Annotated in this window: 24 protein-coding genes and 1 tRNA gene; 9 read left to right on the top strand and 16 right to left on the bottom strand. The window is 70.6% G+C overall.

Annotation, left to right across the window (positions count from 1 at the left end):
* Positions 1-2: 2 nt before the first annotated feature.
* Entirely contained in the window at positions 3-968 is a 966-nt protein-coding gene (locus AB0P25_RS14575; protein ID WP_363808267.1) for an ABC transporter ATP-binding protein, read from the bottom strand.
* A 332-nt stretch (positions 969-1,300) separates the two neighbouring features.
* On the opposite strand from AB0P25_RS14575, the gene AB0P25_RS14570 reads away from it, so the two are divergent.
* The 6 genes from AB0P25_RS14570 to AB0P25_RS14545 all read left to right on the top strand — a co-directional run bounded on the left by AB0P25_RS14570 (position 1,301) and on the right by AB0P25_RS14545 (position 5,731).
* Entirely contained in the window at positions 1,301-1,993 is a 693-nt protein-coding gene (locus tag AB0P25_RS14570) for a phosphocholine cytidylyltransferase family protein (protein ID WP_363808266.1), read from the top strand.
* Between the two features lie 74 nt (positions 1,994-2,067).
* Entirely contained in the window at positions 2,068-2,931 is an 864-nt protein-coding gene (locus tag AB0P25_RS14565) for an ABC transporter permease (protein WP_363809315.1), read from the top strand.
* A complete protein-coding gene (locus AB0P25_RS14560; RefSeq protein WP_363808265.1) occupies positions 2,932-3,666 on the top strand; it encodes an ABC transporter ATP-binding protein in 735 nt (244 codons plus the stop codon).
* Between the two features lie 139 nt (positions 3,667-3,805).
* A complete protein-coding gene (locus AB0P25_RS14555) occupies positions 3,806-4,123 on the top strand; it encodes a hypothetical protein (protein WP_363808263.1) in 318 nt (105 codons plus the stop codon).
* Positions 4,124-4,306: 183 nt separating this feature from the next.
* Positions 4,307-4,618: a helix-turn-helix transcriptional regulator gene (locus tag AB0P25_RS14550; RefSeq protein WP_363808262.1), complete on the top strand. Its 312-nt coding sequence runs from the start codon at positions 4,307-4,309 to the stop codon at positions 4,616-4,618.
* 60 nt (positions 4,619-4,678) lie between these two features.
* Positions 4,679-5,731, top strand: a complete 1,053-nt coding sequence (locus tag AB0P25_RS14545; RefSeq protein ID WP_363808261.1) for a hypothetical protein — start codon at positions 4,679-4,681, stop codon at positions 5,729-5,731.
* 29 nt (positions 5,732-5,760) lie between these two features.
* On the opposite strand, the gene AB0P25_RS14540 is transcribed toward AB0P25_RS14545, so the two are convergent.
* The 4 genes from AB0P25_RS14540 to AB0P25_RS14525 all read right to left on the bottom strand — a co-directional run bounded on the left by AB0P25_RS14540 (position 5,761) and on the right by AB0P25_RS14525 (position 10,294).
* The gene (locus AB0P25_RS14540) at positions 5,761-6,645 is read right to left on the bottom strand and encodes a glycosyltransferase (protein WP_363808260.1); all 885 of its coding nucleotides are present in this window, start codon (positions 6,643-6,645) and stop codon (positions 5,761-5,763) included.
* Positions 6,638-7,456 (bottom strand): CDP-alcohol phosphatidyltransferase family protein, encoded by an 819-nt coding sequence (locus AB0P25_RS14535; RefSeq protein ID WP_363808259.1) that lies wholly within the window; start codon positions 7,454-7,456, stop codon positions 6,638-6,640. Before AB0P25_RS14535 ends, AB0P25_RS14540 begins: the two co-directional genes overlap by 8 nt.
* 2 nt (positions 7,457-7,458) lie before the next feature.
* Complete coding sequence (locus AB0P25_RS14530) at positions 7,459-8,502, bottom strand: glycosyltransferase family 2 protein (protein WP_363808258.1); 1,044 nt, start codon at positions 8,500-8,502, stop codon at positions 7,459-7,461.
* Positions 8,503-8,626: 124 nt separating this feature from the next.
* Complete coding sequence (locus tag AB0P25_RS14525) at positions 8,627-10,294, bottom strand: trypsin-like peptidase domain-containing protein (RefSeq protein WP_363808257.1); 1,668 nt, start codon at positions 10,292-10,294, stop codon at positions 8,627-8,629.
* A 145-nt stretch (positions 10,295-10,439) separates the two neighbouring features.
* Here AB0P25_RS14525 and AB0P25_RS14520 point away from each other — a divergent pair, with 145 nt between their 5' ends.
* Positions 10,440-11,639 carry a pyridoxal phosphate-dependent aminotransferase gene (locus AB0P25_RS14520; RefSeq protein ID WP_363808256.1) on the top strand — a complete coding sequence of 400 codons (1,200 nt, stop codon included), beginning with the start codon at positions 10,440-10,442 and terminating at the stop codon, positions 11,637-11,639.
* Here AB0P25_RS14520 and AB0P25_RS14515 read toward each other — a convergent pair.
* From AB0P25_RS14515 to AB0P25_RS14485, 7 genes are read right to left on the bottom strand one after another with little or no spacing between them, the layout of a single operon-like run.
* Positions 11,626-12,465 carry a carbon-nitrogen hydrolase family protein gene (locus AB0P25_RS14515; protein WP_363808255.1) on the bottom strand — a complete coding sequence of 280 codons (840 nt, stop codon included), beginning with the start codon at positions 12,463-12,465 and terminating at the stop codon, positions 11,626-11,628. The two genes, AB0P25_RS14520 and AB0P25_RS14515, sit on opposite strands and share 14 nt — an antisense overlap.
* A complete protein-coding gene (locus AB0P25_RS14510; protein WP_363808254.1) occupies positions 12,462-14,240 on the bottom strand; it encodes an ATP-binding protein in 1,779 nt (592 codons plus the stop codon). Before AB0P25_RS14510 ends, AB0P25_RS14515 begins: the two co-directional genes overlap by 4 nt.
* Positions 14,237-14,638 carry a response regulator gene (locus AB0P25_RS14505; protein ID WP_363808252.1) on the bottom strand — a complete coding sequence of 134 codons (402 nt, stop codon included), beginning with the start codon at positions 14,636-14,638 and terminating at the stop codon, positions 14,237-14,239. The genes AB0P25_RS14510 and AB0P25_RS14505 overlap by 4 nt, the downstream gene beginning before the upstream one ends.
* Positions 14,631-14,789, bottom strand: coding sequence for a hypothetical protein (locus AB0P25_RS14500; RefSeq protein WP_363808250.1), 159 nt, complete (start codon positions 14,787-14,789; stop codon positions 14,631-14,633). Before AB0P25_RS14500 ends, AB0P25_RS14505 begins: the two co-directional genes overlap by 8 nt.
* Entirely contained in the window at positions 14,786-15,574 is a 789-nt protein-coding gene (locus AB0P25_RS14495) for a PHP domain-containing protein (RefSeq protein WP_363808249.1), read from the bottom strand. The genes AB0P25_RS14500 and AB0P25_RS14495 overlap by 4 nt, the downstream gene beginning before the upstream one ends.
* A complete protein-coding gene (locus AB0P25_RS14490) occupies positions 15,571-16,584 on the bottom strand; it encodes an ATP-grasp domain-containing protein (protein WP_363808248.1) in 1,014 nt (337 codons plus the stop codon). The genes AB0P25_RS14495 and AB0P25_RS14490 overlap by 4 nt, the downstream gene beginning before the upstream one ends.
* Positions 16,581-17,663 (bottom strand): response regulator, encoded by a 1,083-nt coding sequence (locus tag AB0P25_RS14485; protein WP_363808247.1) that lies wholly within the window; start codon positions 17,661-17,663, stop codon positions 16,581-16,583. Before AB0P25_RS14485 ends, AB0P25_RS14490 begins: the two co-directional genes overlap by 4 nt.
* Positions 17,664-17,782: 119 nt before the next feature.
* Here AB0P25_RS14485 and AB0P25_RS14480 point away from each other — a divergent pair.
* Positions 17,783-17,859: transfer RNA gene (locus AB0P25_RS14480), tRNA-Met, on the top strand.
* A 184-nt stretch (positions 17,860-18,043) separates the two neighbouring features.
* Here AB0P25_RS14480 and AB0P25_RS14475 read toward each other — a convergent pair.
* Positions 18,044-19,147, bottom strand: coding sequence for a hypothetical protein (locus AB0P25_RS14475; RefSeq protein WP_363808246.1), 1,104 nt, complete (start codon positions 19,145-19,147; stop codon positions 18,044-18,046).
* Positions 19,148-19,304: 157 nt separating this feature from the next.
* Here AB0P25_RS14475 and AB0P25_RS14470 point away from each other — a divergent pair, with 157 nt between their 5' ends.
* Entirely contained in the window at positions 19,305-20,456 is a 1,152-nt protein-coding gene (locus AB0P25_RS14470; protein ID WP_363809313.1) for an ROK family transcriptional regulator, read from the top strand.
* A gap of 9 nt (positions 20,457-20,465) precedes the next feature.
* On the opposite strand, the gene AB0P25_RS14465 is transcribed toward AB0P25_RS14470, so the two are convergent.
* The 3 genes from AB0P25_RS14465 to AB0P25_RS14455 form a co-directional block, all read right to left on the bottom strand.
* On the bottom strand, positions 20,466-20,939 hold the full coding sequence (locus AB0P25_RS14465) for a hypothetical protein (RefSeq protein ID WP_363808244.1): 474 nt from the start codon (positions 20,937-20,939) through the stop codon (positions 20,466-20,468).
* Entirely contained in the window at positions 20,939-22,108 is a 1,170-nt protein-coding gene (locus AB0P25_RS14460) for an ROK family transcriptional regulator (RefSeq protein WP_363808243.1), read from the bottom strand. The genes AB0P25_RS14465 and AB0P25_RS14460 overlap by 1 nt, the downstream gene beginning before the upstream one ends.
* Before the next feature lie 150 nt (positions 22,109-22,258).
* Positions 22,259-25,192 (bottom strand): UPF0182 family protein, encoded by a 2,934-nt coding sequence (locus AB0P25_RS14455; protein ID WP_363808242.1) that lies wholly within the window; start codon positions 25,190-25,192, stop codon positions 22,259-22,261.
* Between the last annotated feature and the right edge of the window lie 78 nt (positions 25,193-25,270).

The raw sequence follows: 25,270 nt of genomic DNA, 5'->3' as shown, positions 1-25,270 counted from the left end.
CTTCAGTCGGAGAAACTGTGCAACCACTCCATGCCTTCCGCTGCCTTGCGACCGCCGGCCAGCTCGACGAAGCGCTCCTCGAGCGTCTGCGCGCCGCGCACCTCCTCGATCGTGCCCGCGGCGAGGACCTGCCCGCGCACGATGATGGCGACGCTGTCGCAGACCCGCTGGATCATGTCCATGCCGTGGCTCGAGACGACGACCGTGCCGCCGGCGGCGGTGTACCGCTGCAGGATGTCGATGATGTTGGCCGCGGAGACCGGGTCGACCGACTCGAACGGCTCGTCGAGCACGAGAAGCCGCGGCGAATGGATCATGGCCGCCGCGAGGGCGATCTTCTTGGTCATGCCTGCGGAGTAATCGGCCACGAGGCGGTCGAGCGCGTCCTCGATGCCGAAGGCAGCGGCGAGATCCGCGGTGCGCGCACGGACGGTCTTCGTGCTCAGGCCCCGCAGCGTCCCCGCGTAGCGCAGGAACTGCGCGCCGGTCAGCCGGTCGAAGAGGCGGAGCTTGTCCGGGAGCACGCCGATGATGTGCTTGGCGCGCACCGGCTCGGCCCAGACGTCCACGCCGTGGACGACGACGCGGCCGGCGTCGGGGCGCAGCAGGCCGGTGACGATGGACAGGGTCGTGGTCTTGCCGGCGCCGTTCGGGCCGACGATGCCGTAGAACGACCCCTCCTTGATGTCGAGGGTCACGCCGTCGACGGCGACCGTGTCGCCGTAGCGCTTGTGCAACCCGCCGATGGACAGCACGGTCGGCCGCGTGTCGACCGGCTTCGGCTCCTCCGCTACCGGCTTCGCAGCGGCGCGCGTGGTGCGCGGCTTCGCCGTCGTGGTGCGCTTGCGCGGGGCGCGCGTGCTCGTCGCCGCCGCAGCCGCAGCAGTCTTCGCCGGTGCGCGCTTCGGCGCGGCGACGGGCTGCGCCTCCTCGGTCTGCGCGGCCGCCTGCTCAGCGGTGTCCGCCATGGTGTCCCCCCTCTGCGAGCCCGCCGGTTCCGCCTTCTGCGGCTCCTCGACGGATGAGGAGGGCGTAGGGAGGGCGTGCTCGGAACTCACCCCGCTAACGTACCAATACCTGCATTCATGCGAACCCCCCGGACGGCATGTGGCGCGGGTCGACTCCCTCCGAAAACCCTGTGCGGAAGATAACGACACAACAACGACATCCGTCAACCCCTGCCCCCGGACAGGGGACCCCGGTATTCTCGTCGGAGCATGGAAATCCTGGGTGACCACTTCGTGAACTCCCGGCCCGTGCGTGCTCAGCGCTCGCAGAGCGACGACCCAAGGAGACGATTGTGACGACCCAGGTAGTGATCCTCGCGGCCGGAATGGGAAGCCGACTCGGCCGGAGCCTCCCGAAGCCGCTCACCGAGCTGAGCGATGGCCGCACGATCATGCAGCAGCAGTTCGACAACATCCACGCCGCCTTCGGCACGGACGTCCAGGTCACCATCGTCGTGGGCTACAAGCTCGAGCACATCATCGAGGCGTTCCCGGACGCGCAGTTCGTCTACAACGAGCAGTACGACCAGACCAACACCTCCAAGAGCCTCATGCGCGCCCTGCAGGCCTCCGGCAACGGCGGCGTGCTGTGGATGAACGGCGACGTGGTCTTCGACCCGGCCGTGCTCGTCCGCGGCGCCGCGATGGTCGCCCGCGACCAGACCTTCGTCACCGTCAACACCTCGTCCGTCGCCGACGAAGAGGTGAAGTACACCACCGGCCCCGAGGGCTACATCCAGGAGCTGTCCAAGACCGTCAAGAACGGTCTCGGCGAGGCCGTGGGCATCAACTACATCTCCTCGGCCGACAAGGCGACCCTGCTGCGCCAGCTGCAGCGCGTCGGCGACCAGGACTACTTCGAGCGCGGCATCGAGCTCGCCATCGAACAGGACCGCCTGCTGGCCGAGCCGGTGGACATCTCCGACCTGTACGCCGTCGAGGTCGACTTCCAGGAGGACCTGGAGCGCGCGAATCTTTTCGTATAGTCGAAGCCGCCGCGTGAGCCCTCACGCAGCTTCGATCAATACGATGGGTTCTCGTGACCAGTATCCCGACTGAAGTGCGCCCTGCGCAGCGCACGCGCTTCACGCGCTACCGGCACTCCCTCTGGCTGCTGACCAAGCGCGACCTGCGCGTCCGCTACTCCACCAGCGTCCTCGGCTACCTGTGGTCGATCCTCGATCCGCTCGTGATGAGCGCGATCTACTGGTTCGTCTTCACGGTCATCTTCAAGCGCGACGTCGGCGAGAACCCGTACATCGTGTTCCTGCTGGCAGCGCTCCTGCCGTGGATGTGGTTCAACGGAGCCGTGTCGGACAGCACCCGCGCGTACATCCGCGAGGCGAAGCTCATCCGCTCGACCATGATCCCGCGCACGATCTGGGTGAACCGGATCGTCGCGTCCAAGGGCATCGAGTTCCTGTTGTCTCTGCCGGTGCTCGCGTTCTTCGCGATCATCACCGGCGCGAAGCTGAACGTCGACGTCGTGTTCTTCCCGCTTGCCATCCTCATCCAGACCGTGCTGACCATCGGCGTGGGGCTCATCGTCGCCCCGCTCGTCGTGTTCTTCCGCGATCTGGAGCGGGCCGTGAAGCTCGCGCTGCGGTTCCTCTTCTACGCCTCCCCCATCATCTACAGCGCCCGCGACCTCCCCGGCGGCTGCGGGGGCGGGATCGCCGCCAAGCACTGCGCCGCGTACGTCGCGACGCATCCGGGCGCTTCCACCGACGTGCTGTTCTCGCTGCACTTCTGGTCGGCGTTCAACCCGCTCACCGGCATCTTCAGCCTCTACCGCTCCGCCTTCTTCGCCGAGGAGCTGGATTGGTTCCTGGTCGGCGTCGCCGCGGCCATGTCGCTGGTGATCCTGGGGATCGGGTGGCTCGTGTTCCGGCGCTTCGAGCGCGACGTGCTGAAGGAGATCTGAGTGGCCCCGGTCATCGCCGTCGACGGACTCGGCGTGCGCTTCCGCCGCAACCGCGGCGCGCGCCGTTCGTTCAAGGACCTGTTCTCGTCCCGGGAGCGCCGCACGCGCCCCGACGACTTCTGGCCACTGCGGAACGTGACCTTCCACGTCCAGCCCGGTGAGGCGATCGGCGTGGTCGGCCGCAACGGACAGGGCAAGTCGACCCTGCTGAAGCTCGTGGCGGGCGTCCTGCTGCCCGATGAGGGGTCCGTGCGCGTGACCGAAGGGGTCGCTCCTCTGATCGAGATCACCGGCGGCTTCGTCGACGACCTGACCGTACGCGACAACGTGTACCTCACGGCGGGCCTGCACGGGATGTCGAAGGCCGAGATCGACGCGCGTTTCGACTCGATCATCGACTTCGCCGAGATCGGCGACTTCGTGGACACTCCCTACAAGCATCTCTCCAGCGGCATGAAGGTGCGCATCGCGTTCTCCGTGATCGCACAGCTCGAGGAGCCGGTGCTGCTCGTGGACGAGGTGCTGGCAGTGGGTGACCGCGGTTTCCGCGAGAAGTGCTACCGGCGCATCGAGGAGCTGCTGGCCGGCGGCCGGACGCTCTTCTTCGTCTCGCACAACGAGAAGGACCTGCGCCGGTTCTGCCAGCGCGGACTGTACCTCGACAAGGGGAAGCTGGTGCTCGACGGCCCGATCGGCGACGTCCTGGAGCTCTACAACACCGACTACGGCAGCTGAGGAAACCGCTGGTCGGACGACCTTTCTTCCGTGCGGAGAAAGTGTCCACAGAAAATACTTCGACGAGTTGTCCACAGAAACAGCGTTCGTGCCCGGTTCTGGGCCCTCGAGCGTCGGAGGGCCTCGTTAGTTTCGTCGCATGAATCGACTCCGCATCCTCCGCAGTCCCTCTCCGGCCCCTCGTCCCCGGCGCTTCGCGTACCGCGTGCCGTGGCGGGTCGACCGCACCACCGCACCCCACTACCGCCTCGTCAACGAGGGGCGCGAGACCCTGACCGGCGTGACGGTCAGCATCGCCGGCAGCTCGCGTCTGCGCGTCAGCGGGCCGACCTCCGTCGCGCCGGGCGAGGCGGTGCGCGCCAGCGTCCGCGGCTCAGAGCCGGCCCGCGACACGGTGCTGGTCGTGCGCTGGTTCCCGCCCGACGGGCGCGAGTACCTGTGGCAGCTGAGCCTCTGACGCCGCGCCCACCGGCCCGGGCGGTCTCTCCGCCCGGGCCGGGCCCGGGGCACGGTCCCCGCACGCTCGCTGCCGCCGAATGCGTGCATCGACCGTATTTGCGGCGCAGAACGCATGAGGTCCCGGGAACGGGGTGCTCGTGCTCTGGCGTCGCTCGGGCGATGCCCGTGTACTGGGAACACCATGAATGACCCCGTCGCCCCAGCCGCCGCCCTGCTCGGTGAACGCATCCGCCGAGCCCGCCTCGACCTGGGGCTCAGCCAGGAGGCGATCGCCGGCCTCGCAGCGATGCACGTCACCAACTTCGGCAAGATCGAACGCGGGGTGGCCAATCCGAGCCTCCTCACCGTCGTCCGGATCGCGACCGCCCTCGGGACCGACGTCGCCTTCCTGACGCAGGACATCAAGCGCGAGCACCTTCCGCCCGACCATCGCGTGCACTCCGCCCGCGAATACCTCCGCGAGCGGCGGCGGCGCACTCGCCGTTCGCCGTGAACACCGCGGATGCCGTGGCGTCGATGGCGCTCACGGATAACCGGCCTACACTCTCCGGTGATGGCCAAGAAGCAGCAACCGATCATCTCCGTCACCGGCGGCCCGCAGCGCGGGGGCGACACCCCGCGGGGTCTGAACACGACGCTGGACCGCTTCCTCGGCATCCAGCGTCCGGCGGTGCTCGCGCACCTGCGCAGCCTCCGTCGACGGCACCCCGAGGCGACGGCGGACGACCTGGCACGCATGCTCGAGCGCCGCTACGTCGCGGCCGTGACGAGCGGCGGCGCCGCGGTCGGCGCCACGGCGGTCATCCCGGCGATCGGCACGGGCGTCACGCTGGCGCTGTCCGGGCTGGAGACCGCAGGATTCCTGGAGGCGACCGCGCTCTATGCGCAGTCGATGAGCGAGCTGCACGGAATCGCCGTCGACGACCCCGAGCGAGCGCGCGCCCTCGTCCTCACGATGATGCTCGGCCGGGAGGGTTCCGACCTCGTCCGGCAGCTCGCCGGCCAGTTCGGCGGCGGCGGGGTCACCCGTACGGCGTACTGGGGCGAACTGGTCACCTCGACCCTCCCGTCGATGGTGGTCGGCCCGCTGGTCGACCGGCTGAAGAGCGCGTTCATCCGCCAGTTCGCGGTCCGGGGCGGCGCGAGCATCGTCGCGCGGGCCATCCCGTTCGGTGTGGGCGCCGTGATCGGCGGCGCGGGCAACAACATCCTCGCCCGCCGCGTGGTGCAGAACGCCCGCCTCGCCTTCGGGCCCGCGCCCATCGTCATCCCCGAGGCGCTGACGCCGGTCGAAGGTCCCGGTGCGGTACGCCGTCTGGGAGCAGCGACCGGCGGTGGCGCGGTGAAGCTCGGACGCGCCACGGGCGATGGCGCGGTGCGCTTCGGACGCGCGACCGGCGACGGCGCAGCCCGCCTCGGCCGCGCGACGGGCGAGCGGGCCGCCCGCCTGGGCAAGGCGTTGCGTGGAGCGCTTCCAGGGCGCGCCTCTGCGGACGACAAGGCCCCCGAGCCCCCGCGCGCTCTGGAAGCACTCCCTCGTCCCGAGGACGATCCCGCGGCGGCCGAGCTGACGGACGACAGAGGATCGGAGAAGGCGACGGGCTGAGCCGTCCGAGACGGCTCGTTGGACGGACCTCAGACGATCGGCGGGCGACCGGCGGCCGTCATGCGGGCCACGGTCCGCCAGCGGAGCGGGCGCCGCTCCCCCGGGTCCGTCCGCCAGCCCTCGGCCCAGCCGCCGAACCAGGCGCGCAGCACCGCCGGCTTGCGGAACCAGCGCAGCAGCTGGATGCCCGTCCACGACCCGACGTACAGCGGGACGAGCACCGCGGGCAGGTTGCGCCGCGCCAGCCAGACGCGGTTCCGGGCGTTGAGGCGGTAGTAGTACGAGTGCCGCGTCGGCGAGACCGACGGATGCTCGGCGACGAGGTCGCCGGCGTACCAGACGCGCTTGTCCTGGTCCCACACCTTCCACGCCAGGTCGATGCCCTCGTGCGCGTAGAAGAACGGCGCCGCCCATCCACCGGCGCGCTCGAACACCGCGCGCGGCATGACGATGACCGCCTCGAGCACCGCGAACACGTTGCTCGACCGCTCCGGGTCGCCCTTGCGGATGCGCGGGATCCAGCGGCGGGGAGCCGGGCCGCCGTCGGGGACGCGCAGGCGCGGCTGCAGCATCCCGAGGTCGGGCTCGCCGCGCAGCTTCGCCACCGCGTCGGCCAGAAACGTGGGCGACGGGATGTCCGCGTCGTCGTCCAGGAAGAACAGCCACTCGCCCGAGACGAGCGGCACGCCCGCGTTCCGCCCGGCCGGGATGCCGATGTTCTCGGGAAGCGCCAGTGAGCGCACGCCCGCGGGCAGGGACGGGTCGGCCGTCGCCGGGTCCCAGCCGTTGCCGACGACCACGACGTCGGTCACCACGCCCTGCTGGCCGAGCACCGACTCCAGGCCGCGCCGCAGTTCGACCGGCCGCGTGCCCTGAGTGAGCACCACGACCGCGACCGCGGGCAGCTCAGCCACGGACCCGCCGCGACGCCATGATGGTCACGAAGTGGCCGATCAGCGCCAGGATCGAGAGCGGCACCAGCGCACTGAGCAGGATGCGGTCGGCGAGGGTCGCCCCGATGAACAGGCCGACGATCGAGAACACGAAGATGAGGATGGTCAGCTCGACCGAGTGGTACAGCCGATGGAACGGGAGGAAGCGGGCGGCCCGGCGGAGCGTCGCCACCAGACCGTGCGTGGGCGCGTACTCCGACTGCGTGTCGGCGAGCTTCGGCAGCCCGGCGTTCGCCCGCGCCACGCGGACCATGTCGTTGAGCGCCTTGTTCAGCACGATCACCAGTGCGAGCAGCGTGCCGAGGTTGGTCCACAGGAAGTCCTGGGGCGCCTCGAACGGGTACCCCGCCGCGCGGATGCCCAGGACGATGGCGATCAGCGTCTCGGTCGAGTAGTGCCCGACGTTGTCGAGGAAGATGCCCGCGGGCGAGGAGGTTCCGCGCCAGCGGGCCACCTCGCCGTCGCAGCAGTCGACCAGCATCTGCAGCTGGCCGAGCACGAGAGCGAGGGCCGCGCCCGCGATGCCCGGGATGAGGAGCGCCGCGGCGGTCGCCCATCCCGTCAGGATCATCAGCCCGGTCACGCCGTTGGCCGAGATCGAGGTCTTCAGCAGGAACCACGTGAGGTACGGCGACAGGTTGCGCAGGTACAGCGATGCGGTCCAGTGCTCGGCGTTGCGGCGACCGCGCACCTCGGGGGGCTGCGCGACCGCCCGCAGCTCGGCGATCGAGGACGGACGGGCGCCGTGCGCCGCAGGTCCGGGTACGGTCATGCCTACCTTCCCGTGTGGGCCGTGATGTTGCGGGTGAGCGACAGGTATCCGAGGACGAAGCCGATCCCCCAGCTGAAATGGATGCAGGGCAAGACTACGAGAAACCACAGGAACGGGCGAAAACCGTCGCGCCGGCCCCACAGCAGCGCGGAGACGATCACGATGAGCGCGTAGAACGCCGGGATGGCGAAGCCCCACAGCAGCCAGGGGGCGGCGCCGAGGAGTGCCTGCACGATTCCCGCGATGCCGAGCAGGGTTCCGACGACGACGCCGATCACCATGACCGGCGGCGCGAAGTAGCGGAGGCCGTTGGACGCCGGGAAGCGCCGGGCCAGCTCTCCTCGCCAGATGCCCGTGGAGAACATCTGCCGCGCGAGCCGGTACACGTTCGGTCGCGGTCGGTACGTCACCTTGAGCTTCGGAGTGAACCACACCGTTCCGCCGGCCGTGCGGATGCGGCGGTTGAGCTCCCAGTCCTGTCCGCGCTTGATCTCCTCGTCGAAGAGCCCCACCTCGAGCAGGCGGTCGCGCCGGAAGACGCCCAGGTACACGGTCTCGGCGGGGCCGGCCTCGCCGCCGACGTGCAGCTTGGTGCCGCCGAGGCCCACCCGGCTGCCGTAGGCGCGCGCCACGGCGCGCTCGAAGTCCGTCGTGCCCTGCGCATCCATGAGTCCGCCGACGTTGTCGGCTCCGGTCTCGAGGATCGTCTCGACCGCGATGCGGGCGTAGTCGGGCGGCAGGACGCTGTGCGCGTCCACGCGGACGACGACCGGGTAGCGCGACTCGCGGATGGCGAGGTTGAGGCCGGCGGGCGTGGAGCCGACCACGTTGTCGACGACGCGGATGCGGGGGTCGACGGCGGCGAGCTCTTCCACCAGTTCGGTGGTGCCGTCGATGCTCGGGCCGAGCGCGATGGTGACCTCGAACGGGCCCGCGTAGTCCTGCGCGAGAAGACTGTCCACGGCGGCTCGGACGTGGGTGACCTCGTTGAGGACGGGCATCACGTACGAGACACCCGGGAGGGTGTCAGCGCTTTGGTCCGTCATCTGGTCCTTCGGTGTCGCGGGTCGGCGTCGAGCCTATCAGCCGGGTCTGCGCCGAACCCGGGAGCCCCATGACGGCGGGAAGGCCGCCCCGCGTCTGCGGGACGGCCTTCCGTGAGGCTGCCGATCACTCGGCCGGGAGCGACCCCAGCGTGACCGAGGCCGTCTTGGTCTGGCCGCCGCGGATGTACGTGACGTCGACCTTGGCGCCGGCCGCCTCCGCACGCACCTGAGCGGTGAGGTCGGTGGCGTCGGTGATCGGGTGGTCGCCGAAGTTCACGACGATGTCGCCCGCCTTCAGGCCCGCGTCCGCCGCCGCTCCCCCGCCGGTGACGCTCTTGATGAGCGCACCGACCGTGGTGGCCTTGGCGTCGCTGCTGGCGTCGGCGACCGAGGCGCCGAGGAGGCCGTGCGTGGCCTTGCCGTCCTTGATGATCTCGTCGGAGATCCGCTTCGCCAGGTTGGACGGGATGGCGAAGCCGACGCCGATGCTGCCCGACTGCGAGCCGTCGGAGCTGGAGCCGCCGGCGCTCGCGATCGCGACGTTGACGCCGATCAGCTCGCCCTTGCTGTTCAGCAGTGCGCCACCCGAGTTGCCCGGGTTGATGGACGCGTCGGTCTGGATCACCGGCAGGGAGATCGTGCCGGTGCTCTGCGTCTGCTGCTGCTGCTGCGAGCCGGAACCGCCCTGGTCGGGGAAGTTGAAGTTGAACGGGTTCTGGCTGCCGCCTCCGCTGTTGGAGTCGTCCTTCGGCGCCGCCGAGGAGGCGATGCTGATGGAGCGGTTGAGGGCGGAGACGATGCCGTCGGTCACCGTGCCGGAGAGGCCGAGCGGGGCGCCGATGGCGACCGTGGTGCTGCCGACGTTGAGCTTGCTGGAGTCGCCCCAGCTGATGGGGGTCATTCCGGAGGCGTTGTCGAGCTTGATCACGGCGAGGTCGGTGGTCGGGTCGGTGCCGACGACCTTGGCGGTGTAGATCTTGCCGTCGTTGTCGGTGACCGTGACGCTCACGTTGCTGGCCTGGCCGTCGAGGGTGACGACGTGGGTGTTGGTGAGCACGTAGCCGTCCGAGGTCAGGACGACGCCGGAGCCGGTGCCGCCGGAGCTGGAGGCGGTGACGGAGATGGTGACGACGCTCGGGGACGCCTTGGCGGCGACGGCCGTGACCGTGCTCGCGTTGTTGGCGTCGTTGACCGTGATGTTCTGCGGGCCGGACACCGTCTTGATCGTGGCGTTGCCCGCGTCGGTGGCGGCGAAGATGCCGACTCCCGCGCCAGCGCCGGCGACACCGCCGACGAGCGCGCCGATGGCGAGGGTCGCGATGATCAGGCCGGTGTTGCCGCGCTTCTTCTGCGCAGGCGCCGTCGCGGTCGCCGTGGGCGCGCCGGGAGCCGTGGCGTACTGCTGCTGGTGGCCGTCGGCGCCATAGGGCTGCTGCCCGTAGCCCGCCGGCTGACCGAAGGCGCCGTTGCCGTAGTGCGGCTGCTGGGGGTGCTGTCCGTACGGCTGGCCGTAGGGCTGACCGTACGGCTGCGGCTGCACGGGCTGCGTCGGCTGGGTGTACTGGGCCGGCGGAACGGGCGCGGTCGGCTGCTCTGCGGTCGGCTGCTCGGCGGTCGGCTGCGCGGCCGTCGGCTGCTCCGCCGTCGGCTGTGCGGCCGGGGTCTGGGGGGTCGCGGACTGGCCCGCGGCCGGGGTGGTGTGCTCGGAACCGGCGGCAGCATCCACGACCGCGTCGGTGTCGGCGTCGTGCTGGGAGTTCGCGGGCTCCGGGGTGTTCGGGGTGTCGGTCATGGTGTTGCTCCTTCCAAGCACGAACAGCTTGGGATGCCAACCTGAGCGTTCTATTTGCCGATGCTGTGGACGACCTTGTGCAAGTCGATGACTCTCCACAACGTATCCGATGGGTCAGGTGCGAGTAAGGCCGTAGCGTGTCGGTATGACGATTTCCGGAGGCTGGAGACGCGCCGCCGACGGCGCCGGACTGCTCGGCGCGGACGGCACGGTGCGACCGACGATCTTCGCCGAGATGAGCGCCCTGGCGGTGCGCACCGGCGCGATCAACCTGGGCCAGGGCTTCCCCGACGAGGACGGTCCCGCCGAGGTGCTGGACGCGGCGGTCGCGGCCATCCGCGACGGCGAGAACCAGTACCCGCCGGGCATCGGCATCCCGGACCTCCGGCTCGCCGTCGCCGAGCACCAGCGGCGCTTCTACGGGCTCGAGGTGGACCCCGACCGCGAGGTGCTGATCACCGCGGGCGCGACCGAGGCCATCGCCGCCTCGCTGCTCGCCCTGGTGGAGCCGGGCGACGAGGTCGTGACGTTCGAGCCCTACTACGACGAGTACGGAGCGGTCATCGCCCTGGCGGGCGGTGTCCACCGCACGGTGCCCCTGGAGCCGCCCGCGTTCCGGCCCGACCTCGACCGCCTGCGCGCGACCGTCACCGACCGTACGCGCGTCATCCTGGTCAACACCCCGCACAACCCGACCGGCTCGGTGCTCGACCGCGAGACGCTGACCACCGTGGTGGAGCTGGCCGAGCGGCACGACGCGATCATCGTCACCGACTCGGTCTACGAGCACCTGACCTTCGGACCGGAGCACATCCCGATCGAGAGCCTGCCCGGCGCGCGGGAGCGGACCATCGCGATCTCGTCCGGCGGCAAGACGTTCAACACCACGGGCTGGAAGGTGGGCTGGCTGACCGCGCCTCCGGAGCTCCTGACCGCCGTGCTCGCGGTGAAGCAGTTCCTCACCTTCGTGAACGGCGCGCCGTTCCAGCCGGCGATCGCGGCCGGGTTGCGGCTGCCCGACTCCTACTTCACCGGGATCGCGGCCGCCCTCGCGCACAAGCGCGACCTGCTCTCCGACGGCCTGCGGGCCGCCGGGTTCGGCGTCTTCCCCTCCGACGGCACCTACTTCGTGGTCGCGGACGCGGCGCCGCTCGGCTTCACGGACGCGGTGGAGCTGTGCCGCGCGCTGCCCGGACTGGGGGGCGTGGTCGCCGTGCCGCTCGGCGCGTTCGCGCGCGACGAGTACGCGGCGCGCACCGCATCCCTCGTCCGTTTCGCGTTCTGCAAGCGCACGGAGGTGCTGGAGGAGGCCGCCCGCCGGCTTGCCTCGATCAGAGCGGCGTGACGCGATAACGGCGCAACCGCAGGGCCGGGTTGCGCTCGCGCACTTCGCGCACCCGCGCGGAGGACACCTCGGCGACCGCCACACCGGTGGTCTCGCCGAGCCCGGCGACGGTGACGCCCATGGGGTCGACGACGGCGCTCGCGCCGACGCCGATCGCGGGCGGATGGTCGGCCGCGGCGACGTAGAGCGTGTTCTCGATGGCTCGCGCGGCGAGCAGCGTCGTCCAGTGGTGCTCCTTGAGCGGACCCCGCACCCACTCGGCGGGGACCGCCACGAGCTCGGCTCCGGCGTCCGCCAGCCGGCGCGTCACCTCGGGGAACCGCAGGTCGTAGCAGGTCTGGAGCCCGACCACGATCCCGTCGACCGCGAAGGTCTGCGGCGCGTCCAGGTCACCCGGGACCACCCACTCCGACTCCTGCGCGCCGAACGCGTCGTACAGGTGCTGCTTGCGGTAGGTCGCCACCACGTCCCCCGCCGGATCGACCGCGACGAGGGTGTTCGAGAACTTGTGCGGCACGTCGGTCTTCTCGACGAGCCCCGCCACGATCCACACGCCGTGCTCCTGCGCCGCGGCGGCCAGCGCGCCGACGAACTCGCCGTCCAGACCCTCCGCGTTACGCGCGAAGGAGGCCCCGAGCGGGTCGACGAAGTACGAGGAGTACTCGGGCAGCACCACCAGCCGCGCGCCCCGGGACGCCGCGACCGCGATCAGCCCGGACACCACGTCCCGGTTGTGGACGCGGTCCTCCCCCGGCGCGAACTGCACCACAGCGACCGCGATGGTGCGGTCGTCGATCGTCAGCTCGGCCGGACGGTCGTCGCTCACTTCGTCACCTCGGCCCGCGGGATCGCCTCGGTCACCGGCTGTGGCGTCTCGACCGGAAGCACGATGCTGATCGAGGTGCCCACGCCCTCCTCGCTGGCGATGTCGAGCCGGCCGCCGTGGGCCGTGACGATCGCCTTCGTGATGGTGAGCCCGAGACCGACGCCCGGCACCGCGTTGCGCGTGGCCGTGGAGGCGCGGAAGAACCGCTGCGAGAGCTGGCTGAGCTCCACCGCCGGGATGCCGATGCCCGTGTCGGTCACGGCGATCACGGCCTGCTCGCCATCCGGCCGCAAGGAAACGGTGACCGTTCCGCCGCGCGGCGTGAACTTGAGCGCGTTGGACACGAGGTTGTCGACCGCCTGGCCGAGCCGCACCGGGTCGCCCCGCACCTCCACGGGACGGTCCGGAACCTCGCTCACGAGGTTCACGCCGGCGTTGGCTGCCACCGGGCCCGCCGACTCGACGGACGTCGACACGACGCCTCCCAGCTCGACGTCCTTGATCTCCAGCGGGAAGCGGCCAGACTCCACCTGGGCAGTGAACAGCAGGTCGCCGACCAGGCGCAGCAGGCGGTGCGCGTTTCGCTCGGCGACGCCGAGGTACTGCAGCTGCTCCTCCGACAGGGGCGACTCGTCGTCGTCGCGCATGAGCTCCAGGTAGCCGAGGATGGAGCTGAGCGGCGTGCGCAGCTCGTGCGAGATCAGCCCGACGAACTCGTCCTTCAGGCGGGCGAACTCGCGCGCCTGCGTCATGTCGGTCGCCACGAAGATGAAGCCGACGCGGTGCCCGTTCTCGTCCAGGCGCGGGGTCGCGGCGACCTGCACGGCGACCCGCTTGCCGTCAGGACGCACGTACGTCCAGTCGCGGACATCCGCCGATCCGGCTCGCACGGTGTCCACGAGCGCGGAGAAGTCGTCGATGCTCGACACGGTCGTGAACCGCGCGTCCATCTCCTGGAGCCGCTGCTCCAGCTCCTCGTGCAGGTGGAAGTCGATCACGTGGTGCTTGCCGTCGAGCACCTGCTTCTCGGTCAGGCCGAGCATCTTCTCCGCCCCCGGGTTCCACACGTCGATGAGGCCGTCGAGGTCGGTGCCGATGACGGACTGCTCGGTGACGGCGTTCCAGATGCTCTGGATGAGGCGGTTCGCGGTCTTGAGGCGCGCCTCGTTGAGCACCAGCTCGTCCTGCGCGGTGACCGCTTGCGCCAGGAGGGCCTGCTGCTGCTCGGCTGAATCGTGCGCGGCCTTGAGCTGGAGCCGCATCCGGTGCGCGATCTCGTTGATGACGATCGCGACGATGAGGTAGATCAGCGGCGAGAAGAACGCGCGGACCACATCCCCCGGGGTGCGGGTGCCGCCGTCGACCACGAGAGGCGCGAACAGCACGATGAACGTGCCGACCGCCGCGATGAGGATGTTGACGCGCCCCTCCTCGGTCGCGATCCACACGAACGGGAGCAGGGTCAGGACGGCGAACGGCGACATGGAGGAGCCGGTGCCGAGCCTGAGCAGGGTGACCGCGAGCAGCGACAGCACGGGCACCACGACGGTCCACTCGCTGTGGAACCGTCGCCACGGGACGACGGCGGCGAGGACGGACGCAACGACCACCAGCCCGATCCCGCTCCAGAACAGCGGCACGTTCGTCACGGGCACGCCGTTCGGGATCACGGCGATGATGGCCGCGATCGCGAAGCCCACGATCGTCGGCATCTGCTTCATGAACGCCGACGGTGAGTCGATGGGGATGCGGCCCAGCCAGCGGTCGATCGTCATGCGGGCTCCCCCAGTTCGAGCATCTCGCGGATGCGGGTGGACAGCACCCGCGGGCTGAACGGCTTGACGATGAAGCTGTCCGACCGGTCGGCCACGACTCCGTGGTCGGTCAGCAGCTGCACGGACGCCGAGACCATGAGGATGAGCGTCGAGCGGGTCAGGTCGTCCGAACGGATGGCCTCCGCCACCTCGATGCCGTTGAGGCCGGGCATGGAGATGTCGAGAACGGCCAGGTCGATGTCTCCGGAGCGGACTGCATCCAGTGCCGCCTGTCCGTTGTCCACCGCGGCGACGATCTCGACGCCGGCGCGTGTGGCCGCGATCTTCATCAGGCCCCGGATGTCGTCGTCGTCGTCCGCGATGACGACGCGCTTGGCGCGGGCGTCGGCGTCAGACATGGAGGAACACCACCCGCACCACGATGATCGCCGCGCACACCAGCAACGCGATCCCGGCGTACAGCGGCAGGCGGAACTCCCAGCGCCGGTTGCGCTCCAACTCGTTCTGGATGCGCTCGCGCAGCTCGGACGACGGTTCGACGGGACTCATCGCGCTCCCTCCTGCTGCGTGGGACGCCGCTCGGCGCCCACCTGCGCGGCCGCCGCCTCCAACAGGGCGGGGACGCGGTCGTAGCGGCCGACGTCGGACGCCACGTGGCTGTCGGTGGAGGCAACGATACGCGCACCGGCGTCCAGGAGGGCGGCGATGGCGGCCGGGCCCGGGCAGGCCCACTTCTCATTGACCTCGACGATCGTGCCGGTGGCGGCTGCCGCCTCGGCCCAGGCGAGCAGGCGCTCCGGCCCCAGCTGCGCCTCGTCGAGCCCGATCTTGGGCAGGATCGAGAACCAGTGCGCCAGCTGGGCGTGCCGCGTCCGCTCCATCGCCCGGATGCTCGCCTCGATCAGGAGGTCGAGCGCGTCCTCCTCCGAGAGGCCCGCGTCGAGCCGTTCGCGTGTCGCGCGCGGAGACCACGGCCCGTCCGTTCCGGGGAACTGGTGGTCGCCGATGACGACCGCATCCACCCCACCCGGACCGACGACGAGGTCCGCGGGCGTGTCGACGGCGCCGGACGCATCCAGCAGCTTGGCCTCGACGCCCGTGAGGACGGTCAGGCCGTCGGGTACGCGCTCGGCGGCGACGGCGGCGAGGAAGTCGGGAACGTAGGTCGTGGAGGCACGGACGTGATCGGTGAGCCGGAGCGTGCGGAGCCCGGCGTCCGCGGCCGCCTGGATGTTCTCGGCGAGCGTGCTGCGGGCGTCGTCCGAGAACGTCGAGTGGACGTGGAAGTCGCCGAGCAGCAGGGCAGGAAGGCGCTCGGCCTCGGTCCTGCTCACTCCTCGGGTCCCTCCGTGTGCGCGGCGTTCTCGGAGACCAGCACGTCGGCGGGACGCAGGAAGACGTCCTCCAGGAAGCGCACGTTGGCGAGCTCCTCGAAGTCGATCGCGGAGGGCACCGGGCGTCCGAGCACGAGGTCGAGCATGAGGGATGGCATGTCGACGCCGGAGGCGATCGTCAGCGGCATGGCGCCGGGGAAACGCGGGTTGACCTCGAGCAGCGCCGGGACGCCTTCGGTGCTGTAGCGCAGCTGCACGTTGGCGACGCCGGTGAGGCCGATGGCGCGCGCGACCGCGGCGGCGGCGTCCGAGAGCTCGGGGCGGCGGACCGTGCGGCCCGCGATCGAGACGCCGGAGTCGACGCGCTCGCGCGACCGCGGCACGGCGGCGATGACCTCGCCGTCGAGACCGGCGAGCACATCCACCGAGAACTCCTCGCCGGGCAGGTTCTCCTGGATGATGATGCTCTCGTCGGTGCCGAGCTCTTCGAGGGCCGTGCGATCGGCGATGAGGCGCACGCCGCGCGAACCCGCTCCGGAGCGGGGCTTCACGATCACCGGGAAGGTCCAGTCGGCGCCGACGCCGGCCTGGTTCAGCAGCCGCGTCTCGGGGATGCGCGCCCGGCCCGCGACCCGCTGGACGAGCGCGAACTTGTCGAGGCAGGTGACCAGGGTGTCCAGGGACGGCGCGGCGAGCTTCGTGCCCACGGCCTCCAGCTCGTCACGGCGGGCGGCCAGCCCGGGCAGCTCGACGTCGACGGTGGAGAACAGCACGTCGATGCCGTCCTCGCGGCTCATGGCGATCAGCGCGTCCACGAACCCGTCGGAGCGTCCCGGCGGCACGATCCGCCGGCGGTCGTCGGAGACGAGGTAGAGGCCGCTGGCCCAGCCGTCCATGTCGGCGGCGAACACGTCCACGTCGTCCCGCGCGAGCAGCGAGCGGATCACGGCGACGCCGGCCGGGCCGCCGGCTCCTGTGACCAGGACGCGGATTCGTTCGGGGTCGGTCATTCGGCTGTCCTGTTCAGTCGGGATCCCGGATAGCGGGCGGAGGCCTCGATAGAGGAGGCGGGCACGGAGATGTCCGCGGTGTCGCGCATCACCTCCAGGGGCTCGCAGTTCTTGCCGCCGCCGAACCGCGACCAGTAGCGCGCGGTGGCGAGCACGAAGTCCGGCTCGAGGTAGGCGCGCAGCTCGGTCTGCGAGCGGAAGCAGTCGATCAGCCGCAGCTTGGTGTCGGTGAAGCCGTCGATCGGGACGAACCGGGTCGGCCGGAAGTCGATCGTGGCCGACGGGCTCTGGTAGCAGCACACGGTGCGGACGCTGCGGGTGGCGACGACCGTGGCGGCGTGGACGGCGCGGTGGTCCTGGTGCCGGTCGTGCGCCGAGTGGGTGTAGACGATGTCCGGCTGGATCTCGGCGACCACGCGCTCGATGATGCCGACGGTCGGGTCGGCGGCCGAGATCTGGGTGTCCTCCAGGTCCTCGAGGAACAGCCGGGCGCCCAGCAGCTCGGCCGACGCGAGCGATTCGTGCTGACGGTCGTCCGCGTCCCCGCCGCGGGCGCCGCGGGACATCGTCAGGATGACGACCTGGTTGCCGGCGTCGCGATGGGCCGCGAGGATGCCGCCGACACCGATCTCGACGTCGTCGGGATGGGCGCCGATCGCGAGGACGACCTGCTGCCGCTGCGCGGCGCGCTTCACGCGTCCCTCCGCGGCCAGGCGGTTGACGATCGAGACGAGCTCGGCCGAGGCCACGGGCTTGGTCAGGAACTCGTCCGCCTGGGCGCGCAGCGCGGAGACGGCGTAGTCGACCGAGACGTGGGCGGTCATGACGACGACCGGGAGGCCGGGATGCTGGCTGCGCAGCTCCTTGAGCAGGTCGATCCCAGAGATGCCGGGCATCTCGATATCGGTGATCACCAGGTCCGGCTCGAACTCGTCGATCGTCGCGAGAGCGATCGACGGATCGGTCACCGCGATCGCGACCGCGTCCGCGCGCTTCTCCAGCACGGTCTTCATGAAGAAGGCCACATCCGGGTCGTCCTCGACCACCACCACCCGGAACTTCGTCACGGCACTCGCCATCGCATCCCCTTTACTGGACACGACTCTAGTAGGACGACCGGTCCACACGAGAGGACGCGCCCGGGCGGCGTTCGCGATTTCACGCGCTTCGGAACTCGTGCTAGTGTTTTCTCTTGTGCCGCGGGGTGGAGCAGCTCGGTAGCTCGCTGGGCTCATAACCCAGAGGTCGCAGGTTCAAATCCTGTCCCCGCAACCACGAAGGCCCCCTGATCAGGGATTCTCTGATCAGGGGGCCTTTTTTGGTGCGCCTGCGTGGGCCGGGTGCGGCGTGCGGCCGGCGGGCGAAAGGGAGGATGAGCCGGCCGACACGCCGCAGAACGTTGCGAAAGGGAGGAGATGGGCCGCAGTATGTGCGCGAATACCTCCGGGACGGCTGGGCGTCAGCGGTAGAGCGGGGAACCGTCCGGGGCGGCGGGGACCGGGGTGCCGTCGACGAAAGTCGGCCACGCCAGACGGTCGGTGGGGGCCAGAGCGGCGAAGTCGGGGCGACCGTCCCGCCCAGCGGGGACCGGGCGACCGTCGAGGAGACGCGGCCAGGCCAGCTGCTGGGCGGCGGCGGGCGGGGGCGCGAACGTCGGAACCGGAGCGACGACCGGAGCGGGCGCGGGCTGCGCCGGCGCGGGAGCCGATTGTGCCACGGGCGGCGGGAATGCCGCGGCCGGCGCGGGCGCCGGTTGGGCCACGGGCGGCGGGAACGCCGCGGGCTGCGCCGGAGCGGGCTGGGCAGCCTCCGGCGCCGGGGCGGGCTGAGCGGTCTGCGGGGCCGGAGCCGGAGCTGGAGCCGCGTACGGCGCGGCTGGAACCGGCGCCGCGTAGGGCGCGTTCCCGCCCGCATACGCCGGCGGGTAGGACGGCACCGGCCCCGGCGCCGCCGCGCGCTGTCCGCGCGAGCTCACCAGCCCCCACAGCGGCACCAGCACGAAGCACACCCCGGCGACGATGCTGATGGCGCCGATGACGCGGCCGTAGTAGTCCAGATCCCAGAAGTCGTGGAAGGGCTGCGGAGCGGGCAGCGTCACCAGCACGGCGATCAGCGCGATCGCGGACAGGCCGATGATCGCGATGATGTCGGTCGCCTGCGAGCGCCAACGGTTCCACAGCAGCCGGAGCAGGTCGCCGAGCCCGATCATCGCGCGGACCCACAGCAGCGTCCCGAGCCCGATGAAGAAGGCGGCCACCATGTCGCTCCCGGTGTACGAGCCGAACCAGATCACGCCGATCCACAGCAGCAGGAGGTACGCATCCAGCGCCAGGGAGGACAGCTCGAACCAGTCCGGACGGTACCGGCCGATCACCGAGTCCACCCACACCAGCAGGGCGAACACCACCAGGGCCACGTTGGTGCTGATGACCCGGCCCAGCGTCTCGCCGCTCACCCCGAACAGCACGAAGCCGATGGACAGCAGCGCCGCCAGCACCACCACTCCGATGAGCACGCGCAGTGCCCACGCCCCGATCGCACTCGCTCCCCTGCCAGCAGCCACGCGCCGCGTCCTTCCCCTCGATAGGCGGGAGCGATCGCCCCCGGCGGTCACGCTACCGGAAATCGCGGTCCGGACACCGGTTGCGGAAACATCGGTCGCAGCGGCCCATTCGCTAGGGTCGTGCTGACGACACGCGAGCAGCAGAGGAGCGGCGGTGATGGAGGACCACGGCAAGGCGACCCAGGCCGCCGTCCGCGAGCGCAACCTGACCACGGCGCTGCAGCTCGTCCTCTCCGGGAACGGGACCGCGACCCGCGCCGGCATCGCCCGCCGCACGGGCCTCACCAGTGCGACCGTGTCCTCGCTCCTCGCCGGACTCATCGCCGACGGACTGGTGATCGAGGGGCAGCTCGCCGAGAGCACCGGAGGCAAGCGCGCGACCACGCTGCGGGTCGCCGCCGAGAACCACATGCTGATCGCGCTGATCGTGCAGCCGGGCCTGGTGCGCGGGGCCGTGCTCGACCTGCTCGGACGCGAGATCGCGACGGTGTCGCAGCGCCCGGCCACGCCCGGCTCGTTGGAGGACGTCCGCGCGGTCGTCCGCAAGCTCGTCGGCGCGACGTCGGCCCGGATCGTGGCCGTCGGCGTGCAGGTGCCCGGCATCGCCGATGGTCCGCTGATCCGCGAATCGGTGCAGCTCGGCTGGACGGATGTGGACCTCGCGCGCGAGCTCTCCGGCATCGTGGACGCGCCGATCCACCTCATCAACGACGCGGACGCCGAGGCGATCGCCGAGTCCACCGCGTCCGACGACCCCGGCGCCGACGACTTCGGGGCCAGCCAGCTGTTCGTCTCTCTGAGCACGGGGGTCGGCGCGGCCGTCATCCTGGACGGCGAGGTGGTCGCCGGGGCGTCGCACCGGGCGGGCGAGATCGGGCACGTCCCCGTGCTGTTCGGCGCGGAGGCGCCGGTGTGCGCGTGCGGCAACCGCGGCTGCCTCGAGGAGGTGGTGTCGGTGACCAGCCTGCTGGGCCTCCCCCATGGCACCGACCTGGAGGCCCTGGACCTGGCCGCACTGGCGGCCACCCCGGAGTCGCGGCAGCGGATCGCCGACGGCGCCCGCGTGCTCGCACGGGCTCTGCTGCTGGTCGGCGCCGCCCTCGACGTGCCGACCATCGTGCTCGGCGGCGCCGCGCCGAAGCTCGGGCCCGAGTTCATCGGTCATCTCCGCGCCGAGGCCGCCCGCCACCCCGTGAAGGCGGCGATGCCGCTCGGCTTCCGGTACGCCCGCGTCGCGCAGGAGCAGCCGTATCGCGGAGCCGCCCAGCACGCGCTCCGCTCCACCCTCGGCGTCACCTGGGCGAGCTAGCCTGCCCGCTCAGGCGGTCGTGAGGAGCGCGAGGAGGGCGGCGCCGTGGGCGCGGTCGTGGCCGAAGGTCGCGATGTCGGCGTAGGACGGCTCGGGGTGCGAGCCCATGTCGACCACCAGGACGCTGCGGCAGGTCGCGCGCACCGCATCCACCACCCGGCGCGCCCAGCGGTTCGCGGCGTTGTCGGCGCCGACCACGACGACCGGCGTCGCGGTGGCGAGCACCAGCTCCGGGTCGTCGCCGGGGCCCACCATGACGACCGGGTTGCCGCTCCAGCGGGACGCTGCAGCGCTCCCCGGCTCGGCCCACGCCTCCCCTAGCGTGTACCAGCGCGGGACGCCGAGCGCGTCGTTGTCGACGGTCGCCAGCCGCACCACGGTGCAGCGGCCCTGGAACCGCGCCAAGCCCTCGCGCACACCCGGCGCGAACCGGAACGGCACGAGGGTCGTCGCGCGCGCCTCCGGCTCCACGACCAGGGTCATCAGGACACCCCCAGCTGCGCAGACAGCACCATGACCACGCAGCCGCGCAGCACGATGTCGCGACCCAGACTCGTCATGCGGATGGCGACACCCGAGTGGAAGCCGGCCATCGTGCGATTGCGCAGGGTCTCCCCGACCGCGTCGAGCAGGACGCCGTCGATCAGCTCCTCCGGACCGCTCAGCACGACCTCGGACAGGTTCAGGGCGCCGACGATCGGGGCGAGGGCGACGCCGAGACGCTGCCCGGCCTCCCGGAGCACCGGAGCGACGGGCTCACCCGCGGCCTCCGCGGCGGCCACGCGCGACCCCAGCCGCGGGACGGCGAGCCACGCCTCGAGGCAGCGCTCGCGATCGTACGGCGCCTCCGGGCCGTCGTCGGTTCCGACCATGACCTGGCCGATCTCGCCCGCGGCGAAGCGGCTGCCGAAGACGAGCGCGCCGGCCACCAGCAGACCCGAGCCGACACCGTGGCCGACCTTGACGAGCATCATGTCGCCCTGGGCGTCGGCGAAACCGTGCTCGGCGAGCACGGCGACGTTCGCGTCGTTGGCGACGAACACCGGCAGGCCGGTCCGCTCGGCGACGCGGCGCTGCAGCGGCTCATCCACCCAGCCGAGATTCGGGGCGGCGGCGACGGTGCCCTCCGCATCCACGATGCCGGGCGAGCCGATGCCGATGCCGAGCACCGGCGCCGTCGTGGCGGCGACGAGACGATCGACGAGGGTGAGGACCTTCGAGGTCGCCTCCTCGCCGCGGCTGCCGGCCAGCTCCACCTCGACCGTGCTCAGGATGCGGCCGTCCATGTCGAGCACCGCGCCGCGGAACACCGCGTGCTCGCTGAGGTCCACGCCGATGATCTGCGTCGCGCCGCGGTTCACGTCGAGCAGGACGGCGGGCTTGCCGGGCCGGGCGTCGTCGCGCTGGCCGAGCTCGACCACCAGTCCCTCGGCGATGAGCTCCCCGACCAGATCGGAGATGGTGACCCGGGTGAGGCCGGTCGTGCGGGCCAGGTCGGCGCGGGAGACGCGTCCCGACCGGTAAAGCGACTGCAGCACCAGGGAGCGGTTGTGACCGCGGGCGTGCTCCGGCAGCACCTTGGTGCGCGGGCGCAACGCTCGCCCCGGGATGAGTCCGCGGTCGGGTTGACGCGTGCCCTGGTCGATCACCATGTTTGTTAGTAAAGCTGACAATCAAAGTCCTGGCAACCATTTCGGCCGACTTTTCTGCGCGTGCCGAACACCATGGGCGACTTCCGACGGTCGCCGAACATAGCGAAACGGCCCGTGCGGGATGCACGGGCCGTTTCGACAGAGCCGGACCTACTTGGCTGCGGGCTGCCCCTCGGCCGCCACGGCGTCGGAGATCGCCTGCTGCAGGCGCTTCTGCGCCTCGCCGTAGGCGCTCCAGTCGCCGGCCTTCAGCGCTGCCTGACTGTCGGAGAGGGCCTGGTTCGCGCGCTGCAGAGCCTCCTGCAGGGCAGTGTTCGACCCGGCCGAGCTGCTGCCGCCGCTGGAGCCTCCCCCACTGGTCTGGCCGCCGCCGGACTGTCCGCCGGTGCTCCCGCCCGTGGTCGGGACGTTGTTGTCGCCCGCGGTCGCGCCCGAGTCGCCGCCGAAGAGCGCATCCAGCGCCTGGTCGAGCGTGTCCTCGAACTCGATCTTGTCGCCGAAGGCGACGAGCACCTTCTGCAGCAGCGGGTAGCTGGTCTCGCCCGACGACCGGACGTAGACCGGCTGCACGTACAGGAGGCCGCCGCCGACCGGAACGGTCAGCAGGTTGCCGTTGATGACCTCCGATTTACCCTGTCTCAGCAGGTTCAGCTGCTGGGAGACGGTCGGATCGGAGTCGAACTGGTTCTGCATCTGGCCGGGGCCCGGGATGGTGTCGCTCGACGGCAGCTGCAGGAGCCTGAGCTTGCCGTAGCCGGACGACACCGTGCCCTTGGTGCTGCCGGCGTCCGCATCCACCGCGAGGTAGCCCTTGAGCACCGATCGGCTGGACTCGCTCGTTCCGGCCGGGATGAAGGTCGAGTACAGCGAGAACGCGGGGTTCTCCTGGCCCGGCATCTTCATCGTCAGGTAGTAGGGCGGCTGGAGGGCCGGGTTGCTCGACGGCGAGGTCGGGTCGTTCGGCGTGGTCCAGGCGTCCTCACGCGAGTAGAAGGAGCCGGCGTCGTCGACGTGGTACTGGCCGAGCACCGAACGCTGCACCTTGAACAGGTCGGACGGGTAGCGTACGTGACTCATCAGCGCGGCGCTCATGTCGCTCACCGGCTTGACCGTGGTCGGGAAGACCTTCTCCCAGGTCTTCAGCACCGGGTCCGTGGTGTCCCACGCGTAGAGCGTCACCGAGCCGTCGTACGCGTCGACCGTCGCCTTCACCGAGTTGCGGATGTAGTTGATGTCGTCGAAGGCGTACGCGGGCTTCGGGGTGTCCTTGTCCGCGGTCGCCTCACTCAGGCTTCCGACGTGCGAGTACGGGAACTGGTCGCTCGTGGTGTAGCCGTCGATGATCCACTTGACCCGCCCGTCCACGACCGCGGGGTACGCCTGCGAGTCGAGCGTGAGGTACGGCGCGACCTTCTGGACGCGCTTGATCGGGTCGCGGTCGTAGAGGATCTGCGAGTTGCTGTTGACAGCGTCGGACAGCACGATCTGCTCGTCCTGGAACTTCAGCGCGTAGACCAGCCGCTTGAAGATGTTGTCGAGCTTCGGGCCGCCGTTGCCGCTGAACGTCGTGTACGTCTGCTGCGCGCCGTCCGAACCGCCCGGGTAGTCGAGCTCGACCGCCTTGCTGTCCTTCGGGGCGCCGACGATGGAGTACGTCGGCGACTGCTCGCCGAAGTAGATGCGCGGCTGGTACTCCCCCAGCGTCCCGGTGGTCGGGATGCCGGACTCCATGAAGACCGGCTGTCCGTCGGGCGAGCGCTGGTTGCCGTACGCGGCGACGAGCCCGTAGCCGTGCGTGTAGACGATGGTGTCGTTGAACCAGTTGCGCGCACTGCCGAGACCGGACTGCTGCAGCTCGCGGACGGCGACCACCGCGTCCTGCTGCGTGCCGTTCAGCTCGTAGCGGTCGACGTTCAGCTTCTCGGGGAACGCGTAGTACTGCCGGAACTGCTGCAGCTGCCGGAACGATGGGGACACCACGGCCGGGTCCAGGATGCGGATCTGCGCGGTGGTCTGCGCGTCCTGCCGGAGGGCGCCCTGCTCGGCGGTCGTCTTGGCGTTGTACGGGATGGTCTCGATGTCGGTGAGGCCGTACGCCTCGCGCGTCGAGTCGATGCCGCGCTGCACGTACGGCGTCTCGAGGGTTTTCTGGCTGGGGTCGACCTGGAACCGCTGCATCACCCACGGCACGATCGCGCCGGCGACGAGCGCCGCGACGATCAGCAGCGCGGTGCCGACGATCGGGAACCGCCAGCGGCCGATGAACGCCGTCAGCACGAACAGCAGGGCGACGAGGATGGCGGCCCCGGCCAGGATGGCGCGGCCCGGGATGGTCGCGTTCACATCCGTGTACGCCGCGCCGTTGATCATGTCGTTGACGTTGGAATCGGTGACCGTCGCATAGCGGTCGAGCCAGATGCTGATGCCCTGCAGCAGCAGGTAGAGCGCGGCGATGACCGAGATCTGGACGCGCGCGGCCCGGGAGATGCGCACCTCGCGGCCGCTCACGCGGATCGACCCGTAAAGGTAGCTGGTGGCGAGCGTCGCAAGCAGCGAGATCAGCACGACCGCCGAGGCGAAGCCGACGGCGCTGCGGTAGAACGGCAGCGCGAACAGGTAGAACCCGATGTCGAGGTGGAACAGCGGGTCGGTCTTGCCGTACGCCGTGCCGTTCAGCCACATGGCCGCGGTCTGCCAGCGGCTCGCCGCCGAGACGCCGGCGAAGATGCCGAAGACGATCGGGATGCCGTACATCGCCAGGCGGCGCAGCGGCTCGATGACCTGCTGGTAGCGGTCGAGCTGCGAGTTGAGCTTGGCGTAGACGGGACGCAGGCGGTAGGCCAGCTGGATCGACAGCCAGAGCGGCAGCGCCATCCCGAAGAAGCCGATGAAGAACATCGCGATGCCCGCGAACCACTGGGTGGTCAGGACGTTGAGGTAGCCGAGCTGGTTGTACCAGAGGATGTCGGCGTACAGTCCCGCGAAGACGAAGAACAGGATCACGACCGCGACGATCGCCCCGAGGGTGATCCAGATCGCCGCGCGCCGGCGGCCTGCGGGTCGAACTGCAGCTGTTGAACTCACGTATGGCCTTCTTGGTCTCGCGTGGCGGGGGTGAGAACCATCCTAGGCAGTGGACGCTGCGAGATTGCTGCGGCCCGG

The organism is Leifsonia sp. NPDC077715, from assembly GCF_040686855.1.
GTDB lineage: Bacteria > Actinomycetota > Actinomycetes > Actinomycetales > Microbacteriaceae > Leifsonia.
This window is presented reverse-complemented; position numbering and strand designations above follow the sequence as displayed.

Excerpts from the sequence above, each read along its gene's own strand:
- AB0P25_RS14575 (WP_363808267.1), bottom strand. The coding sequence starts at position 968 with ATGGCGGACACCGCTGAGCAGGCGGCCGCGCAGACCGAGGAGGCGCAG.
- AB0P25_RS14555 (WP_363808263.1), top strand. The coding sequence starts at position 3,806 with ATGAATCGACTCCGCATCCTCCGCAGTCCCTCTCCGGCCCCTCGTCCC.
- AB0P25_RS14550 (WP_363808262.1), top strand. The coding sequence starts at position 4,307 with ATGAATGACCCCGTCGCCCCAGCCGCCGCCCTGCTCGGTGAACGCATC.
- AB0P25_RS14545 (WP_363808261.1), top strand. The coding sequence starts at position 4,679 with ATGGCCAAGAAGCAGCAACCGATCATCTCCGTCACCGGCGGCCCGCAG.
- AB0P25_RS14535 (WP_363808259.1), bottom strand. The coding sequence starts at position 7,456 with ATGACCGTACCCGGACCTGCGGCGCACGGCGCCCGTCCGTCCTCGATC.
- AB0P25_RS14530 (WP_363808258.1), bottom strand. The coding sequence starts at position 8,502 with ATGACGGACCAAAGCGCTGACACCCTCCCGGGTGTCTCGTACGTGATG.
- AB0P25_RS14525 (WP_363808257.1), bottom strand. The coding sequence starts at position 10,294 with ATGACCGACACCCCGAACACCCCGGAGCCCGCGAACTCCCAGCACGAC.
- AB0P25_RS14520 (WP_363808256.1), top strand. The coding sequence starts at position 10,440 with ATGACGATTTCCGGAGGCTGGAGACGCGCCGCCGACGGCGCCGGACTG.
- AB0P25_RS14510 (WP_363808254.1), bottom strand. The coding sequence starts at position 14,240 with ATGACGATCGACCGCTGGCTGGGCCGCATCCCCATCGACTCACCGTCG.
- AB0P25_RS14505 (WP_363808252.1), bottom strand. The coding sequence starts at position 14,638 with ATGTCTGACGCCGACGCCCGCGCCAAGCGCGTCGTCATCGCGGACGAC.
- AB0P25_RS14500 (WP_363808250.1), bottom strand. The coding sequence starts at position 14,789 with ATGAGTCCCGTCGAACCGTCGTCCGAGCTGCGCGAGCGCATCCAGAAC.
- AB0P25_RS14490 (WP_363808248.1), bottom strand. The coding sequence starts at position 16,584 with ATGACCGACCCCGAACGAATCCGCGTCCTGGTCACAGGAGCCGGCGGC.
- AB0P25_RS14485 (WP_363808247.1), bottom strand. The coding sequence starts at position 17,663 with ATGGCGAGTGCCGTGACGAAGTTCCGGGTGGTGGTGGTCGAGGACGAC.
- AB0P25_RS14470 (WP_363809313.1), top strand. The coding sequence starts at position 19,305 with ATGGAGGACCACGGCAAGGCGACCCAGGCCGCCGTCCGCGAGCGCAAC.
- AB0P25_RS14465 (WP_363808244.1), bottom strand. The coding sequence starts at position 20,939 with ATGACCCTGGTCGTGGAGCCGGAGGCGCGCGCGACGACCCTCGTGCCG.
- AB0P25_RS14460 (WP_363808243.1), bottom strand. The coding sequence starts at position 22,108 with ATGGTGATCGACCAGGGCACGCGTCAACCCGACCGCGGACTCATCCCG.